Source organism: Hahella sp. NS-SX17 (assembly GCF_057367735.1).
Genome location: NZ_CM170632.1, coordinates 7,231,097 through 7,248,304 on the forward strand (window position 1 = coordinate 7,231,097; position 17,208 = coordinate 7,248,304).

The 17,208-nt window shown below is 61.6% G+C and carries 12 protein-coding genes; 11 read left to right on the forward strand and 1 reads right to left on the reverse strand.

The window, feature by feature from the left end; genetic code table 11:
- The first annotated feature begins 3 nt into the window (after nt 1-3).
- From AC2IBB_RS32610 to AC2IBB_RS32660, 11 genes are all read left to right on the forward strand, one after another.
- On the forward strand, nt 4-903 hold the full coding sequence (locus AC2IBB_RS32610; RefSeq protein WP_486330781.1) for an isochorismatase: 900 nt from the start codon (nt 4-6) through the stop codon (nt 901-903).
- Nucleotides 904-908: 5 nt separating this feature from the next.
- Nucleotides 909-5,249 carry an amino acid adenylation domain-containing protein gene (locus AC2IBB_RS32615; protein ID WP_486330782.1) on the forward strand — a complete coding sequence of 1,447 codons (4,341 nt, stop codon included), beginning with the start codon at nt 909-911 and terminating at the stop codon, nt 5,247-5,249.
- Nucleotides 5,250-5,251: 2 nt separating this feature from the next.
- Nucleotides 5,252-6,535 carry an aminotransferase class III-fold pyridoxal phosphate-dependent enzyme gene (locus AC2IBB_RS32620; protein ID WP_486330783.1) on the forward strand — a complete coding sequence of 428 codons (1,284 nt, stop codon included), beginning with the start codon at nt 5,252-5,254 and terminating at the stop codon, nt 6,533-6,535.
- 8 nt (nt 6,536-6,543) lie between these two features.
- Entirely contained in the window at nt 6,544-8,106 is a 1,563-nt protein-coding gene (locus AC2IBB_RS32625; RefSeq protein ID WP_486330784.1) for an amidohydrolase family protein, read from the forward strand.
- Nucleotides 8,107-8,146: 40 nt separating this feature from the next.
- The gene (locus AC2IBB_RS32630) at nt 8,147-9,355 is read left to right on the forward strand and encodes an MFS transporter (protein WP_486330785.1); all 1,209 of its coding nucleotides are present in this window, start codon (nt 8,147-8,149) and stop codon (nt 9,353-9,355) included.
- 397 nt (nt 9,356-9,752) lie between these two features.
- On the forward strand, nt 9,753-10,766 hold the full coding sequence (locus AC2IBB_RS32635) for an ABC transporter substrate-binding protein (RefSeq protein WP_486330786.1): 1,014 nt from the start codon (nt 9,753-9,755) through the stop codon (nt 10,764-10,766).
- A gap of 20 nt (nt 10,767-10,786) precedes the next feature.
- Nucleotides 10,787-11,812, forward strand: a complete 1,026-nt coding sequence (locus AC2IBB_RS32640) for a FecCD family ABC transporter permease (protein WP_486330787.1) — start codon at nt 10,787-10,789, stop codon at nt 11,810-11,812.
- A gap of 16 nt (nt 11,813-11,828) precedes the next feature.
- Complete coding sequence (locus AC2IBB_RS32645) at nt 11,829-12,935, forward strand: FecCD family ABC transporter permease (RefSeq protein ID WP_486330788.1); 1,107 nt, start codon at nt 11,829-11,831, stop codon at nt 12,933-12,935.
- Between the two features lie 3 nt (nt 12,936-12,938).
- Nucleotides 12,939-13,796 carry an ABC transporter ATP-binding protein gene (locus AC2IBB_RS32650; protein WP_486330789.1) on the forward strand — a complete coding sequence of 286 codons (858 nt, stop codon included), beginning with the start codon at nt 12,939-12,941 and terminating at the stop codon, nt 13,794-13,796.
- Complete coding sequence (locus tag AC2IBB_RS32655) at nt 13,789-14,592, forward strand: 2,3-dihydro-2,3-dihydroxybenzoate dehydrogenase (RefSeq protein WP_486330790.1); 804 nt, start codon at nt 13,789-13,791, stop codon at nt 14,590-14,592. The genes AC2IBB_RS32650 and AC2IBB_RS32655 overlap by 8 nt, the downstream gene beginning before the upstream one ends.
- Before the next feature lie 306 nt (nt 14,593-14,898).
- A complete protein-coding gene (locus AC2IBB_RS32660; RefSeq protein WP_486330791.1) occupies nt 14,899-16,653 on the forward strand; it encodes a glycoside hydrolase family 16 protein in 1,755 nt (584 codons plus the stop codon).
- Nucleotides 16,654-16,772: 119 nt separating this feature from the next.
- On the opposite strand, the gene AC2IBB_RS32665 is transcribed toward AC2IBB_RS32660, so the two are convergent.
- Nucleotides 16,773-17,162 carry a hypothetical protein gene (locus tag AC2IBB_RS32665; RefSeq protein WP_486330792.1) on the reverse strand — a complete coding sequence of 130 codons (390 nt, stop codon included), beginning with the start codon at nt 17,160-17,162 and terminating at the stop codon, nt 16,773-16,775.
- Between the last annotated feature and the right edge of the window lie 46 nt (nt 17,163-17,208).

Here is a 17,208-nt window from a genome sequence, read left to right on the forward strand (position 1 = left end):
CCTATGGCTATTCCAAAAATCGCTGATTATTCCCTGGCGAACGCATCCGCCCTGCCAAGCAACAAGACCGACTGGACCATTGATCCGTCGCGGGCGGTGCTGCTGGTGCACGACATGCAGCGTTATTTCGTTAACTTCTACAATCTGGACGGAGAGCCCATGGGCCCTCTTCTCGCCAATATCCAGACGCTGAAAGCGGCCTGCAAAAAAGCCGGCATGCCCGTGGTGTACACCGCTCAGCCTGGCGACCAGACGCCGGAAGACCGCGCGTTGTTGACGGATTTCTGGGGAACCGGTCTGGCGGCCGATCCTAACCTGACCGATATCGTGGCGGAGCTGGCGCCGGAAGGCGACGACATCGAATACGTGAAATGGCGCTACAGCGCGTTCAAACGCACGCCCCTGCTGGATTACATGCGCGAAAACGGCAAAGACCAGCTCATCATCTGCGGCGTGTACGCTCACATCGGCGTGCTGGCCACCTCACTGGAAGCCTTCATGCTCGACATCAAGCCTTTCGTGGTGGCGGACGCCGTCGCCGACTTCTCCGAGCAGGAGCAGAAAATGGCGCTGAACTATGTGGCGCAGCGCTGCGGCCACGTCGACGCGCTGGAAGTGGTGCTGGCGGCGCTGAACGGCGCAACCGCCAACGCCTCGACCGCCGAGCCGTTGAGTCTGGAAGCCCTGCGTCGCGACGTCGCCGCCATTCTGATGTTGAGCCCGGAAGACGTGGACCCGGAAGAGAACCTGATGTACATGGGCCTGGACTCCATTCGCGTCATGTCCCTGCTGGAAAACTGGCGCGCCCGCGGCGCCGACATCACTTTCGTCGATCTGGCGGAGTCCCTGACCATCAACGAATGGTGGCGCACCATTGAGCCGCGCCTGACGACGGAGGCCTGAGATTGATGATCACTCCGGCAGAGACGTCGCCTAAAGGATTATCCGCCGCGCAGAACGGGATATGGCTGGGTCAGCAGATCAACCCCGCCAGCCCCATGTATAACGCGGCTGAATATGTGGAATTACGCGGCCCCCTGCACATCGGGCTGTTTGAGCGCGCGTTGCGACAGGCGTTGATCGAAGCGCCCGCGCTGCACGCCACCTTCCACTCCGGCGCCAGGGAAGCGGCGCAACGTCTGCATGCGCCGGCGTTCACGCTGATCCATAAGGATTACAGCCACTTCGAAGCGCCGCTGGAGCAGGCGCGTCTGTGGATGCTGAGCGATCTCGCCGCTGCCGTGGACCTGTCCCAGGGGCCGCTGTTCACCCAGGCGCTGATCAAGCTCGGCGAAGATCATTATTGCTGGCATCAGCGCATCCACCATATCGCCAGCGACGGCTTCGCTTTCGCCCTGTTGTCGCAACGGGTGGCGGAAATCTATAACGCCCTGACGGCCAACCCGGAAACAGACCCCGCCACGGTGGGACGCGCCTTTGGCGATTACGACAAAGTGCTGGAGGAAGACCAGCGCTACCGTCAGTCGCCGGCGTTCGCCAAGGACCGGGATTTCTGGCGGGATTACCTGGACGGCCAGACGCCGCCCGTCAGCCTCAGCCGCTCCAATGCGCCCATCGCTGACATGGCGACGCGGGTGGAGCGCAGTCTGCCGGCGACGCTGGTCAAACAGTTGCAGGCCGCCGCCGGCACAGTCGGCGCCACCTGGTCGGATGCGCTCACCGCCGCCACCGCCTACCTGCTTCACCGCCGCACCGGCGCGCGGGAGATCACACTGGGCGCGCCGGTCATGGGACGTATGGGCTCCGCATCCCTGCGCGTGCCCGCCATGGTGATGAATATCATTCCTCTACGCCTGAAAGTCGACCAAGCCACCAGCTTTAAAGACCTGGTGCAGCTTGCCGCGCAGCAGACCCGTCTGACCCGCATGCATCAGCGCTACCGCTATGAACAGTTGCGCCGCGATCTCAACCGCGTGGGCGGCGACCAACGCCTGTTCGGCCCGGTGGTGAACATCATGCCGTTTGACCGCCATGTGGAGTTTCAGGGCTGCGTCTCCCGCACCCATAATCTCTGCGCCGGTCCTGTAGAGGATTTGTCCTTCGCCTTTATTCTGAACAAGGACGGCGGCCTGCGTTTCGATCTGGACGCCAACCCCAATCGCTACGACACGTCGTCGCTGCAACAGATCCAGCAACAGTTGCTGGACCTTTTAGAACAGGCCGCCGCCCATCTGGAGCAGCCGTTGCAGGTGGATCGCGACGCCTTGTCCTGGTTGCAAGGCCCGACTCCCTCCATTTCGCCGCAACCGGCGCTACAAACCATTCGCGAACGTATTCTGGCCACTCCGGACGCCGTCGCCCTGCAGGTTAATGGGCGCTGTCTGACTTACGCTGAGTTGGGCCAGCGCGTCACTCGCCTCGCCAGTCAACTGCGCCAGGCCGGCGTCCATCGCGGCGACAAAGTCGCGCTGGCGCTACCCCGCAGCGAAGGCGCTATTGTAGCGGCGCTGGCGACCTGGGCGCTTGACGCTGCGTTCGTTTTTCTGGACCCGGCCGCGCCTGCAACGCGCAATCGCCTGATTATCGAAGACGCCCGCCCTGCATTAGTAGTGGTTGAGGAAACCGGTGTGGACCTGGGCGAGGACTTACAGGCGCCCACGCTGGCGTTATCCGGGTTAACCCAGACCGCTGACGCCGCCACACTATGGCCCCATGACGCGGCGCAGCAGGGCGCCGCCTATCTGATCTACACCTCCGGCTCCACCGGCGCGCCGAAAGGCGTGGTGATTGGACACCAGGCCCTGGCGGAGTTTGTCGCGGGGGCCATCGACGCTTACGCCGTCACTGCTTCGGATCGCGTGCTGCAGTTTGCGCCCTTGCATTTTGACGCCTGCATCGAAGAGATTTTCGTCACCTTGGCGCAAGGAGCGCGCCTTATTCTGCGCAATGACGCCATGTTGGAATCCGCTCCGCGCTTTCTGGAGCAGTGTCGCCAATGGGGCGTTACCCTGTTGGATCTGCCCACGGCGTACTGGCACGAATTAGCCTTCGGCTGCGCGTCTGCGTCGCTGGCGCTCCCGCCCAGTCTGCGCGCAGTCATTATCGGCGGCGAAGCGGTATTGCCGGAACGCGTGGCGCAATGGCGCGACTGTTTCGGCGACCGCACCGCGCTGTACAACACCTATGGTCCCAGTGAAGCCACCGTGGTCGCCACCAGCGCGGACCTCAGCGCTGACGCAGGCGTCATCAGCATCGGCCAGCCTCTGGGCGGGCGGGCGATCGCCATCGTGAGTCCCCAGGGGGATTTGCTGCCGCGAGGCGAAGAAGGCGAACTGCTGCTGTTGGGCGGCGGACTTGCCGACGGTTATCTCAATCTGCCGGAAAAAACAGCGGAAAGCTTTATCTCTATCCGCTTTCCCTGGTCCAGAGAACCCGAGCGCGCCTATCGCAGCGGCGACCGCGCACGCATCAACGCACAGGGCAATGTGGAGTTTCTGGGCCGCCTTGACGACCAGATCAAAATCAGCGGCCATCGCATCGACCCGCTGGAAATCGAGTCTGCGCTCAGCGCCCTGCCCGGCGTGCAGGAAGCCGCCGTCACCCTGAGCGTTCAGGGCGAGGGCGTTAAGTGTCTGGTGGCGCACTTGAGCGGCCGCGCTTACCGCATCTCCGAACTGCGCGAGGCGCTGCAGAAGCGCTTGCCGACAGCCATGATCCCCTCCGCGTTGGCGATGCATGAGCACTTGCCCAAGAACGCGGCGGGCAAAGTCGATCGCAAACAGCTCAGCGCCATCGAAACGGAATCCGCCAGCGATCTTCCCCAGGCGGAAGCAACCGCGGAGCAGCAAATCATTATTGATGTCTGGCGCGAAGTGCTGGGGCAAAGCGCCATCAAACCGGAAGACGATTTCTTCCTGTTGGGCGGACAATCCCTGCAGTCCATTCAGGTGGCCAATCGCCTGAGCGCCCGCATTGGGCGGGAAGTGCCGGTGACGTTGATTTTTCAAAGCCCGACTGTCGCCGCGTTGGCTCAGGCGTTGTTCGCGGCGGATGACGCGCAACCACAATCACGGGATTTGCGGGAACAGATTCTGGCGGACTGCGATGCTTTCGCCCAATCCCTGCCGCCGGCGCCGGCTGTTGCATTCGACCTGAACGCAGCGCCCAGGCAGATATTGCTGACCGGGGCCACGGGATTCGTCGGTGCGCAACTGCTGCATCAATTGCTCTACCAGACCGACGCCGACATCCTGTGCGCCGTACGCGGCGCCACAGACGCCGAAGCCTTCTATCGCCTGGAGCAGGCCATGTCCGAACAGGGCCTGCCCTGCACCGGCTTCAAGCGGGTGCGGGTCCTGTTGGCGGATATGGAGAAGCCACGGCTGGGGCTGTCCACGGAAGACTTTGAGCACCTCGCCCAACACATAGACACCGTCATTCACAACGCCGCCGTCACCAGCGTCATGCGCGATTACCAGTCCCTGCGCGCCGCCAATGCGCTAAGCACGGGCGAGTTACTGAAGCTGGCGGCGGTGCGAGGCGTTCCCCTGCACCTGGTGTCCACCATCGCCGTGGCGCCGCCGGCGTCTGTCGCCCCCGCTCTGCGGGAAGACTTCACTCCTGTTCATGAGGGGTTGGGCGACGGCTACCAGCAAAGCAAGTGGGCGTCCGAACGCATGGCGGAAATCGCCCGCGACAAAGGCTACCCCATCAATCTGTATCGACTCGCCCGGGTCACCGGCGCGTCCGATTTTGGCTACATCAACGCCAAAGACCTGGTGTGGAGCATCATTCAGGCGGGGATGCGCAGCGACGCATTGCCGGATTTGCCCATCAGCGAGCCCTGGACGCCGGTGGACGCGGTGGCGCAATTCATTGTCGCCGATGCGATGTCCCGCCCCGGCGGCGGCGTTTACAACGTCACCCCGCCCCAGGACGTCAGCCTGACGCGCATTTTCGATTGGTTGCGGGACTACGGGTTCGATTTCGACACCCTGCCGCTGCCCCAGTGGAGCCAGCGCGTCAAAGAGAGAGGCGCGGAAGAGGATCAGGCGATCCTGGGCTTTTTTGAACAACGCAGTCATGACGCCGGCGCGCCCAGTTTCGAGCCCGGCGGCGTCGACAACGGCAAATTTCGACAACGTATGGAGGAGCTGGGCCTGACGATGCCTGTCATCGATCAGCCACTGTTCCACCGCTATCTGCAGTACGCCATTGAATCGGGCCTGTTGCGCACCGCCAACCGGTCCGCTGTGAATAAACACTCTTTTATCTCATCACGAGGATAACTATGACATTGCCAGTCACTTCCAACGGGGAATCACTAAACCTGACCAAGTCCTTCGAACTCGCCAAAGAGAGCGAGAAACGGGTGGCGGGATTCACCCAATCAATGATGAAAAAGCCGGAGCAGTTCGCTCCCGGTCACTTCCCGGTATACATCCAAAGCGGTCAGGGCGCGATCGTCACTGACGTCGACGGCAATGAATACATCGACTTTATCTGCGGTCTGGCCGCCAACACGCTGGGACACAATCATCCCACTGTCGTCAGCGCCATCAGCGAAAACCTGTCCAAGGGCTTGATTCACTCCCTGCCCACCCCGGTGGAAGTCAAAGCCGCGCAAACCCTGACCGACATCATTCCCGGCGCGGAAATGGCGCGTTTCTTCAAGACCGGCGCTGACGCCAACTCCGCCGCCGTGCGTCTGGCCCGCCACATCACCGGTAAAGAAGAAATCATCACCGTGGGCTACAACGGCTGGCACGATCAGTACATGTTCGACACCCCCGGCGTGCCGGAAGTCATTCGTCAGTACACCCACCGCATGCCGCTGTTCACGCCCATGGACGAACAACCAGTGCTGGATCTGATCGCCGAGCGCGGCGACAAGCTGGCGGCGGTATTGCTGTCGGTTCCTTACAACCGCGTGCTGACTGGCGAGTTCCTGCGTCAGGTGCGCAAAGCCTGTAATGACAAAGGCGTGTTGCTGGTGATGGACGAAGTGGTCACCGGTTTCCGTCTCGCTCTGGGCGGCGCGCAGGAATACTTCGACGTCTCCGCCGATCTGGTCACCCTGTCGAAAGGCATCGCCGCCGGCATGCCGTTGTCCGCGGTGGTCGGCTCCACCAAGCACATGAAGCGCATGGAAGAGCTGCAGGTTTCCACCACATTCGGTGGTGAAATGCTGTCCCTGGAAGTGTGCGACGCTGTGTTGAACGAGTATCGCCATTCGGATTTCGTCGGCCGTATCGCCGCACTGGGCGTACGCCTGAAGGAAGGCGTCAATAAAGTCTCCGCCGCACTGGGAACGCCATTGCAGGTGGTGGGCTATGACCCTATCCCCATGTTCCTGTTCTCCAAAAATCCAGTGGAGCATGTGAAGCTCGCCGAGCCTTTCCTGGCGGAAATGGCGAAGCGCGGCGTCCTGCTGCGTCGTGAAGTCAACTTCATCTGCGGCGTGCATACGGAAGAACAGATCGACTTCACCATCAACGCGGTGGAAGCCTCTCTGCAAGCCATGCTGGACGCAGGTCTGTTCGCCAAGGCGGAAGAGGGAGCTGCGGGTCAATGATCTGCTGCATGAAACACGCAGGGGCGGCGTCCTGGCTGCATAAGCTGATGCTGTCCCAGTCCTCACGCCCTGCGCCGCTCGCCGCCCAAGCGGCGGGTCCGGCGCAAGGCGCAACGTTCAACGGACTGGCGGCGGAACCCCGCGCCCGTGACGGCGGCCCGCAATCCGGCAAGGGCGTGCGCACTCTGATCAAAGGCGGCTTTCTGTACGCCGGCGACGACGCCAATACGGTAATTGAAAACAGTTGGGTGCTGGTGGTGGGCGACCGTATCGCCGCCATCGGCGCCGCCGAGCAGCCGGCGCCGGAGTGCGATCAGGTCATCGACGCCGCCGGCAAACTGGTGTTGCCCGGCCTGATCAATCCGCACTGGCACGAAAGTTTCGTCGCGCCCAACTTCGAGCGCGCCGACGACGCCGGCCTGGAGCCGACCCCCTACTCTAATGGCGGCGATATTGAAGCCCTGGGCTCCATGTTCGCCTTCATCTCCACCGTGGGACAGAAGCTGACCCATGCGGAAGGCGTCGCCATCGCGCGCTGGAGCATGTGGACGCAGTTGCGCTCTGGAACCACGGCGCTGGGCGACGTGGGTTCCGCCAACACCGCCGACGCCATGGCGCAGGCGGCGCTCGATCTGGGCATGCGCATCCGCGTCAGTCGCTGGGGATCGGACATCATGATTCCCAACGGCGCCAAAGAATTTCGCCGCATCGCCGACACCCAGGCGCAGGCGGACGACTGGGCGGCGTTGATGGAAACCTGGAATGACCACGCTTCAGGCCTGATCGGCGGTATGCCTTCCGTCATGGGTGCTTTCGGCAGCTCCGACGAGCAGTTGATCGCCCTGCGCGATATCGCCGATCGTTATCAGGCGCCCTACGCCACGCATCTGGCGCCGCTGCGCAATGAAACCGCCGCGGTGCAGGCGGTATTCGGCCGCACGCCAGTGGGCCGCTTCGACGCCCTGGGCATGCTCACCGATCGCCTGCTGGCGGTGCACACCGCTTACGCCAGTGAAGAAGAGTATCGACGTCTACTGGAAACCGGCGTCAATATCTGCCACTCCCCGGCGCACTACGGCATGCTGGGTGAAGCCACCGTTAGCGAGACTGGCCAGATCGGACGCTTCATTAAAGACGGCGGGCATGTGTCCTGCAGCACGGACGGCGACATTTCCTATATCGGCGGCATGCCGGAAGCCATGCGCGCCGCGCATCTCGGCCACAACGAAGTACAGAACTGCAATACCGCCTGCCCGCCGACCCTGGCGCTGCGCATGGCCACCCTGAACGGCGCCCGCGCTTTGGGCTGGCGCGACCGCATCGGCTCCATCGAAGTCGGCAAGCAGGCTGATCTGGTGGTCATCGGCATTGACGACTGGCGCTACCGCCTCGGCAACCATCCTCTGCGCACCTTCCTGGTGGCGGGCGGCAGCCGGGACGTGGAGGCCGTCATGGTGGCCGGCCGCATGGTGGTGCGGGAAGGCCGCAGCGCCATGTTCGACGAAGCCGAACTACTGACGGATTACCGCCTCGCGGTGGCGTCGGCGCGTGCGCGCATACAACGCAAATAAACAGGATGTTTAACGCAACTTATCAGAGAAGAAAACCGCTATGACCACGTCCACAGCGACTACGCCAGCCATGAACGGCAGAAGTCTTTTTCTACTCCTGGCCAGCACCATGACGGTAATGGCCGGCGCTACTCTGGCCCCGGCGCTGCCCGGTATGGAGGCCGCCTTCGCGCAAGAGGAAAATGCGGAATTCTGGGTCAAGATGATCCTGTCCGCCCCCGGCCTGCTGATCGCCTGCTGCGCCCCCATGGTGGGCTGGTTGCTGGATCACTGGAAGAAAAAGCAGGTGCTGATTCTGGCGCTCTGCCTGTACGGCGTGTCCGGCGTCTCCGGCTATTTCCTGCATGATTCGCTGATCGCCATCTTGCTGGGTCGCATCGCCCTGGGCATAGCGGTGGCGGGAGTCATGGTCGCCTGCATCACTCTAGCAGGCGACTATTTCGCTGGCCCCAACCTGGCCCGCTACATGGGGCTGCAGTCCGCTTTCGGCAGCTTTGGCGGCGTACTGTTTCTGGCGATGGCCGGTTTGCTGGCGGATATTGATTGGACCACTCCGTTCCTGATTTATCTGTTCGCATTCATTGTGCTGCCAGGCGCCATGCTGTACCTGGACGAGCCCACCCGTCGCAACGCCGCAGCCGGTCCGGACATGCACGCGCCGACGCAGGCGCCTGCGGGAAGCGCCCTGGCGCTGTGTTACGCCCTGGCGGCGTTTGAAGTACTCGCACTGTATATGGCCCCGTTGCATTACCCATTTTACGTGGCGCAGTTCGGCGTGACGGACGGCTCAGAAATCGGCTTCGCCATCGCCGGCATGTTATTGCTGACCGCGTTCGTTTCCATGTATTACCGCAAATTCGGCAGCCTGTTTTCCTTTCCAGTTATGCATGGCGCCGGTTGGCTGATGGTCGCCATCGGCTGGGGTCTGCTGGGCTTCGCCCCCAGTTACGGCGTCGCCCTGGCTGGCATGGCGGCGGCGGGCGTCGGCTTCGGGATAATTCGTCCGAATCTGATCGTCTGGTTGTTTTCCTACACTCCGCCAATGCTGCGCGGGCGCATTATCGGCGGCGTCACCACCTGTTTCTTTATCGGCCAGTTTCTGTGTCCGTTGTTGACCCAGCCGCTGATCGATCACTACGGCGTTTTCGCCACCTTCGCCATCGCCGGAGGCCTGTCGCTGGCGGTGGCGTGCCTGCTGCTGGCGGCGAGCCTGAAAGCAGCCCCTGCGCCAGCTGCGGCTAAGTCCTGATAACTCACGGAGAGAAAGGCGGCTCGCCAAACTCTCCGCCACCAATCAACCATTTCTACTTGCTAAGAGTTCCACCAGAGCGGAGAGTCATCTCCGCTAAGGAGGTGGAAGTCACCTTCTTTCCTCCGCCAGCAGCCCCCCCGTTTGATTCGTCTGTACGCACCCAAATAAGAAAGGTGTTGATTATTTGAACACAAACGATAATGATTATCATTTTACAAGCATTTCATTCTATCGTAGAGTGTGCTCCGATAACGGCAAGAGTCCGGTTAAATTTTCGCCGGAGATGATAAACCCCCTTTCGTTTCCCAGGCTGCGCCATCGATTGCGCTAACCGTCCTTATTCTTGCCGAAGGAATCCACCCTGATTGCGACAGCATGCTGGAAGCAGGTGACTATGGCAGATAAAAACTCCTCCCCGACTAAAAAATTCGCATTATTAGGCATCAGCGTCGCACTGGCGCTGGGCTTCACCGCGTTGGCCATGCAGAAACCGGACGCCACGCCGGAAACAGCGCAAACGGAATCCGCGGCGCCCGCAGACCAACCTCTCGCCGTCGCCACCAAAGACATCACCGACGCCGCCGGGCGTCGCGTCAGCATCCCCGTGGAGCCCAAGCGCGTACTGGCGCTGGGCGAGTTCGATATGGACGCCATGCTGGCGCTGGGCATGAAGCCGGTCGGCGTGACGGACGGGCGTGGCCAGCAAACACCCCCGAGTTATCTGCAAGGCCTCAGCGCCGACGTCGAATCCATCGGTCGACTGGCGCAACCCAGCATCGACAAGGTGATCGCCGCGCAGCCCGACCTGATACTGACCGGCACCATTCAAGACGAAAAGCTTATTTCCCAGTTGCAACAAATCGCTCCCACCGTGATTACGTCCGCGACTTCCGAGAACTGGCAGGACATGTTCAAGCGCATCGCCATGGCTTTGGGCAAAGAGCGGGAAGCGGAAGACTTCCTGGCTAAATACGCTGAAAAAGCGGCGAAACTACGCGAAAGTCTGGAAAACCCTGAAAATGTGTCCATCAGTGTCGTACGCTGGAGCCCCAAAGGCCCCACCTATATGCTGCGCGACGTATTCATCAGCCAGGTTATTGCGGATGTCGGTCTGTCCCGTCCTCCCGCACAGCAGGAAAGCGGCATTCACTCCGCGCCCTTGAGCCTGGAAGCCCTGCATGAAATCGACGGCGACTGGATTTTCGTCGGCACTCTCAGCCCTGTGGGCGACGCCGCGGACACCTTTGCCGAGATTCGCGACAACGCCGCTTTCAAACAATTGTCCGGCGTCAACAGCGGACACCTGGTGCTGATCGACGGCTCCTTGTGGACCAGCGTCGGCGGACCTCTGGCCGCCATGGAGGCGCTGGAAGACATTGAAAAAGCTATGTTGAACAAGCAAGGGTAATCGAGGTTTAAGGAGTATTGATGTCGCAGGCGCATCGCCCGGCTGTCAGCCGTCGTAACTGGGCGTCCGTCGCCATGTTGATGCTGGCGCTGACCAGCGTCGTGTTAGTCTCCATGCTGGTGGGGTCCGGGCAACTGGACGCCGCCCACAGCCTCGCCTTCCTGCTGTCCCCAGCGGACAACGCCGACGCCTATGTGAACATGGTCATGACGGAGTTGCGTCTCCCCAGAACTCTCGCCGGCCTCATCATCGGCGTCGCTCTCGGCGTCGCCGGCAGTCTGCTGCAAAACGTCACTCGCAATCCGCTGGCCGAGCCGGGTCTGTTGGGAATCAACGCCGGGGCCGCCCTCGGCGTCGTCATCGGCATCAGTTTTTTCCAGGCCAGCAGCTCCTATTCCATGCTGATCTGGGCCATTTCCGGCGCACTGGTCGGTAATGGCGCCGTCATGCTGGCGGCTCAAGTGGGCGCGGCCAGTATGACGCCATTGCGTCTGGTGCTGGCGGGCGTGGCGATCAACGCTGCGTTCCAGGGCCTCACCTCCCTGCTCCTGCACGACCACATCGCCGCCTTTGATCAATACCGCTACTGGATTCTGGGTTCTTTGTCCGGCATCACCATGGAGGCAGTCAGTCAGATCGCTCCGGCGGTACTGGCGGCGCTGGCCCTGGCGGCGGCGCTGACGCGGCCGCTTTCCGCGCTGACATTAGGGGATGACTCCGCCAAAGCCCTTGGACACAACCCCAATCTGATTCGCGCCCTGCTGTCCCTCAGCGTCACCCTGTTGAGCGCGGCAGCCGTGGCGCTGGCTGGCCCGATCGTGCTGCTGGGCCTGATCGCCGCCTACATCGCCCGCACCCTGGCCGGGCATCATTTGCGCAATCAACTGTTGTACTCCGCCGCCGCCGGCGCGTTTCTGCTGTTGTCCACGGACATTCTGGCGCGGGTGGTCAACCGTCCTTTCGAAGCGCCGGTCAGCGCTGTAGTCGCGTTTATTGGCGTGCCGATCATCATTCGCATCGTGCATTCCAATCGTATGTTCAATTAGCCCGGAGATACCCGCGATGAGCCGTATATCGCCCACTGTCGAGCAGACAGCACCCTCCATCAGGCTTGCTGACGCCGCCGCTTTCCTCCCTGCCGGCAGCCGAGTGGTTCGTATTGGTCGCGTATCCATGACCTTCAACCTGCATGATCTGATCAGCGCCCTGCTTATCCTGCTGGTAATTCTACTGGCGGTCTGCGCCTCGTTGATGCTGGGCTCCACCCGTCTGTCATTGTCACAGGTGTGGCAAGCCCTGCTCGGGGAAGGCAGCCCCGCTCATCAGTTGCTGGCCATGCAGATTCGCCTGCCCCGCATCGCCGCCGGACTGGTGGTGGGCGCGTGCCTGGGGGCCGCCGGCTGTCTGCTGCAAGGGCTCGCCCGCAACCGTCTGGCGACCCCTGACATCCTCGGCGTACATCAGGGCGCCACGTTGGCGGTGGTCATCGCTATGTTGGCGGGAGCGGGAAGCGTATTGGACACCTGGTGGGCGGCGATTATCGGCGCCTCCGCCACGTTGTTGGGCGTACTGGCGTTCAGTGGACGCTTCGGCTCCAATGGCTACCGCATTCTGGTGATCGGTCTGGGGCTGACTTACCTGCTGCGCGCCATGACCGAAGTACTGGTGACCTACCTGCCCCTGCATGAAGCCAGCGCCATGTACACCTGGAGCATCGGCACGCTGCTGGGCAGAGACTACGCCATCGCCACTCCCGCGTTTATTGGCCTCTGCCTGTTGCTGCCCGTGTCCATAGTATTGGCCAAGAGCCTGACATTATTGCAGTTCGGCGAAGACGCCGCCGCGTCTCTGGGCTTGAGCCCTGAGCGCCTGAAGATCGCCGTGGTGCTGACTGTGGCGGTGCTGACCGCACTGTCGGTGACGGTTTCCGGTCCTATCAATTTCATTGCGTTAATGGCGCCCGTGACCGCCAGCATTCTGGCGCGCCCGGATCAGACGCCCGTACTGCGCTCCACTTTATTGGGCGCCCTGTTCGTGATCGTGGCGGACACCATCGGCCGCATGTATGGCGAGGTGGAAACGCCCATGGGCGTCATCGCCACTCTGATGGGCGGACCGTTCCTGCTGGCCGTCATTCTGTTTCAACCTCAATCCAGGCAAGGTAATTGATTGATGTCCGAGCCAAGACTCGCAATTCAGAACGTCTCCCTCAGCTACGCGAACGGGCGCGGTCCCGCGAAAGCAGACTCTGCGCCGACAGTGAAAGAAGTCAGCCTGCAGGCCCGGCCGGGAGAACTGATGATCATCGTTGGCCCCAACGGCTGCGGCAAGTCCACCCTGCTGCGGGCGGTGGCGCGTCTGCACAGGCCGGATTCCGGCCGCATCCTGCTGGAGGGCGAGGACATCTGGAGCTTGAGCAGAAAACAGGCCGCCACACGCCTGGCCTTGCTGCCGCAAACGCCCACCGCGCCCGAGGGCATACGCGTGGCGGATCTGGTGCGTCACGGTCGTCACCCGCATCAGGGATTGTTCCGCCAGTGGACCAGCACCGATGAAGACGCCGTACGTCGCGCTCTGCTCGCCACCGACACCGCGGATCTGATGGACGCGCCTCTGGATCACCTTTCCGGCGGACAACGTCAACGCTGCTGGCTGGCCATGGCGCTGGCCCAGGAAACCAACCTGTTACTGCTGGACGAGCCCATCAGCATGCTCGATCTGGGGCACCAGGTGGAAGTGTTGAATCTGGTGCGCGACCTGGCCGCCAAAGGCATCACTATCATGATGGTGCTGCACGATCTGATCGCCGCCGCACGCTACGCCGACACCCTCACCGCCATGCGCGACGGTCGCCTGGTGGCGAGTGGCCCGCCCCGGGAGATTCTGACCCGGCAAATGGTGCGTGATCTCTACAATGTCGATGCGCATATTCTCAGCGATCCCGACGGCAATCCGGTGGTCACGCCAGCGGTAGGCGGCGCTTTTTCTTCCCTGTCCCCCTCCAACAGCAAGGAGCAATCTTATGTCTGATTCCACTCCCAATTCCGCCGGAGAGTTCGCCGGCAAGGTCGCCATCGTTACTGGCGCGGCGCAAGGCATCGGCGCGGCGGTAGTCGCTGCGTTAGCGGAGCAAGGCGCTAAAGTCGCCGCGCTCGACATTCAGGAAAAAGGATTGCGTGAAACCACTTCCGCCCTGACTGCGCGCGGCTTGCAGGTGCGTCCTTTCGTCGTGGACATCAGCGACGCGGCCGCTATAGAAGCGGTGGTCGGCGATATTGAAGCCGGTCTGGGCGACGTGGATGTGCTGGTGAATGTGGCGGGCATTCTGCGTCTGGCGGCCGCCACGGAACTGACCGCCGACGACTGGCTGGACACCTTCGCCGTCAATACTCACGGCGTATTCTTTCTGAGCCGCGCCGTTGGGCGTCTGATGAAAGAACGTCGTCGCGGCGCCATCGTCACCGTGGGCTCCAACGCCGCAGCCATACCCCGCACCAAAATGGCGGCTTACGCAGCGTCCAAGGCGGCGTCGACCCATTTCACCAAATGCCTGGGGCTGGAGCTGGCGGAGTACGGCGTGCGTTGCAACATAGTCTCACCGGGCTCCACCGACACCGCCATGCAACGGCAATTCTGGACGGATGACCAAGCGATGGAGGCCGTGCTGAATGGTTCTCTGGATTCTTACCGCACCGGCATCCCCCTCAAGCGTATCGCCACGCCGGAAGACATCGCCAAAGCCGTGGCGTTCCTCGCTTCAGACAAGGCTCGCCACATCACCATGCATAATCTCTGCATCGACGGCGGCGCTACACTCGGCGTCTGAAATTGCGATCGATAATAACAAGGCAGACAAATAGCTTCCTTCTATTTGTCTGCAACGACAGGGCCTGCGCATGTCAGGCCCTGTCTCCCGCGGCTGGCCGCCGCGCAGGCGCATCCATGCGCCTGACTTCTAACAGTCTTCTATCTCTACGCCTTATTCCACATGGCCTAACTCAATTCGCCAATCCCCCTCCCGGACAGACGCGGCTACAATGAAAGCGCTTTCAAAAATTTACCGGAAAGACGCCGGATCGGTCGCCCATTAACGCGCACCGACTCCGCCGCAGAGCAATTCAGGAGGATGGCCTTGAAGACATGTACACTGACTATCGGGGCGCTGGCCCTGGGCGCAAGCGCCTTGCTTGCGCCCACCACATTCGCCGCAGCCTACAACGCTGGCGTCGCCGCCGCGGGATTCGATACGGAACAGGCGCAAACCGGCGTGAATCTGCACCCCTACGCAGAGCTGCGCAACTTACGTGATACTGGAACCTTCACGCTGTATGTGGACGTCATGAAACAGGGACAGGAAAACCCCGCACATCGCTTTCAATGCCGAACGCCGGAGCTGGCCTCACGCGCCCAGTTCCGTTGCGATGGCGACTTCCAGACTGATGAGCCGGGCGCTTATTTCATACGCGCCAAAGCGGGCAGCATTCACGCAGGGGATTTCTTCAACGGTAATAGCCTCTATCCCGGTCAGCAGGATTCAGCGACTTTGACCCTGGCGGAACCTGAGGCCCCAGTGGATGACCTGATCATCGACGCCTTCGCCGACGCGTCCCGCTACGAAGGCCTGCACCAGAATCTGCTCGGCGGCTGGACCGACGACGACGGCAGCCTGCAAAGCGATCAGGTCAGCAACGGCGCACTCAGGTTGATATCCGGAGGCGGCGGCTACTGGTACAGCGTGCTCGCCACCGACACCTGCTTCGACGCTTCACCCTATACACACCTGAAGCTCTCCCTGAGCGCCTCTCAGCGCGCCGATCTGTCACTCAGCCTGCATACCCGCGACGATAGCTGCGCCACCCGTCAGGGAGCCTCACAGGCCGTTAATGTAACCGTGGAGCCAGACAACCAAGAGGTATTGATTCCCCTGCAGGACTTCCAGCTCTCCGACCTCAGTAAAGTGCATGCGCTGGTGGCGGATCACTTGCAAAGCGGGGTGGAATACGACATCGCGGACATCAGTCTTGTATCCCGTGACGATAGCGATGATGGCGACGGCGACGACAGTGGCGATCCCGATCCGGGCGTTCCGCAGATCAACGATGAATTCACCGCCAATCAGGGCCAATGGTATTCACGCCGGCAACCCAACGGCGCCGTGGACTTCGGCGCCGCCGACGCCGCGGCGGGGGATAACGCCGCGCTGTCATTGCTGTTCCCGGGCAATCCGGATCTGAACAGCGGCGACAACGCATCGCCATACTACGCATCCGAAGTGGGCTATAACCATAAAACCCATTACGGCCGCTACGAGACCCGGGTGAAGTTCGCCTCCTGCGGCCCCGGCGAAGAAGCCGTCAACGGCATCTTCATCTACGACAACGACGGTACGGACAAGAACGGCAACGGACTGGCTGACAATACGGAAATCGATATCGAATTGCTGTGCGGCGAGCCCAATGTACTCTGGCTGACCACCTGGACCGATTACGGCGGCGACGGTGAAAACCAGTTCCGCAAGAAAAGCCGCGCCATCAACATGGCCACCGGCGCTTATCGCGAAACCCCGACCGGCATGGAGGGCACTTATGAAACCGTTCCCGCAGGCGCCCTGCCCAATGTCAGACTGGCGGACTTTCCCCGCGCCGACACCTATTACACGGTCGGCTTCGACTGGCATGCCGACCGCATCCGCTGGTACATCAAGCTGGACGGCAAAGAAGTGACATTGTGGGATATGCGCGATGCGGCGATGGTTCCACAGCGCCCGGCCATCTTCATGCTGAACCTATGGCATTCGCCCTGGCACTGGTTTAACTATGGTCCGGCGGACTACCCGGCCGCCAATGCGGAAATGAAAGTGGATTATTACCGCTTCACGCCATTCTGATCCAAAAGGCGACGCCCCGGGGAGCTATTCGCTCCGCGAGGCGTCTTGGTTGAGGTTGTAGTTATTATTTCTTTAGTTCATTTGAACAGGATTAAAGGGGTGGCGGTGAATACCCTGACTTACAAGCTTTCCCAGTCAAATACGTGCGTGGAGTTACTACTGTCAGAACCGGCGTTACGCCCCAGCCAGTTCAGCTCCGTCGCACAGTCCGCATCGCTTGCGCGCACGGGCCCATACCACAGACTGGAAACACAGGATTTATCGGCCAGCGCGGACAAAGCGCCGCGCCAGTCGGACAACTGCTGATAACCAAAAAAATCGCCGGAGCCGATGAACGGATCGGACTGACTCCATGCTGTTCCCACCACACCGGCGCCGGAACTGGATACAAAAGCGGAACTACGCGCTGAATCCGAAGGCGCAATGGAATAGGCGGTGAGGGACAGGCCGGCGGCGAATACCGACGCTAAAAACGCCGGGATATGAGCGGATGTTTTCTTTACAAGCACACGTCTTTTTAGAATTCTAGAGCACTTCACTGTGTTCGCCCCCTAC

Excerpts from the sequence above, each read along its gene's own strand:
- AC2IBB_RS32655 (WP_486330790.1), top strand. The coding sequence starts at position 13,789 with ATGTCTGATTCCACTCCCAATTCCGCCGGAGAGTTCGCCGGCAAGGTC.
- AC2IBB_RS32630 (WP_486330785.1), top strand. The coding sequence starts at position 8,147 with ATGACCACGTCCACAGCGACTACGCCAGCCATGAACGGCAGAAGTCTT.
- AC2IBB_RS32625 (WP_486330784.1), top strand. The coding sequence starts at position 6,544 with ATGAAACACGCAGGGGCGGCGTCCTGGCTGCATAAGCTGATGCTGTCC.
- AC2IBB_RS32645 (WP_486330788.1), top strand. The coding sequence starts at position 11,829 with ATGAGCCGTATATCGCCCACTGTCGAGCAGACAGCACCCTCCATCAGG.
- AC2IBB_RS32620 (WP_486330783.1), top strand. The coding sequence starts at position 5,252 with ATGACATTGCCAGTCACTTCCAACGGGGAATCACTAAACCTGACCAAG.
- AC2IBB_RS32650 (WP_486330789.1), top strand. The coding sequence starts at position 12,939 with ATGTCCGAGCCAAGACTCGCAATTCAGAACGTCTCCCTCAGCTACGCG.
- AC2IBB_RS32610 (WP_486330781.1), top strand. The coding sequence starts at position 4 with ATGGCTATTCCAAAAATCGCTGATTATTCCCTGGCGAACGCATCCGCC.
- AC2IBB_RS32615 (WP_486330782.1), top strand. The coding sequence starts at position 909 with ATGATCACTCCGGCAGAGACGTCGCCTAAAGGATTATCCGCCGCGCAG.
- AC2IBB_RS32640 (WP_486330787.1), top strand. The coding sequence starts at position 10,787 with ATGTCGCAGGCGCATCGCCCGGCTGTCAGCCGTCGTAACTGGGCGTCC.
- AC2IBB_RS32635 (WP_486330786.1), top strand. The coding sequence starts at position 9,753 with ATGGCAGATAAAAACTCCTCCCCGACTAAAAAATTCGCATTATTAGGC.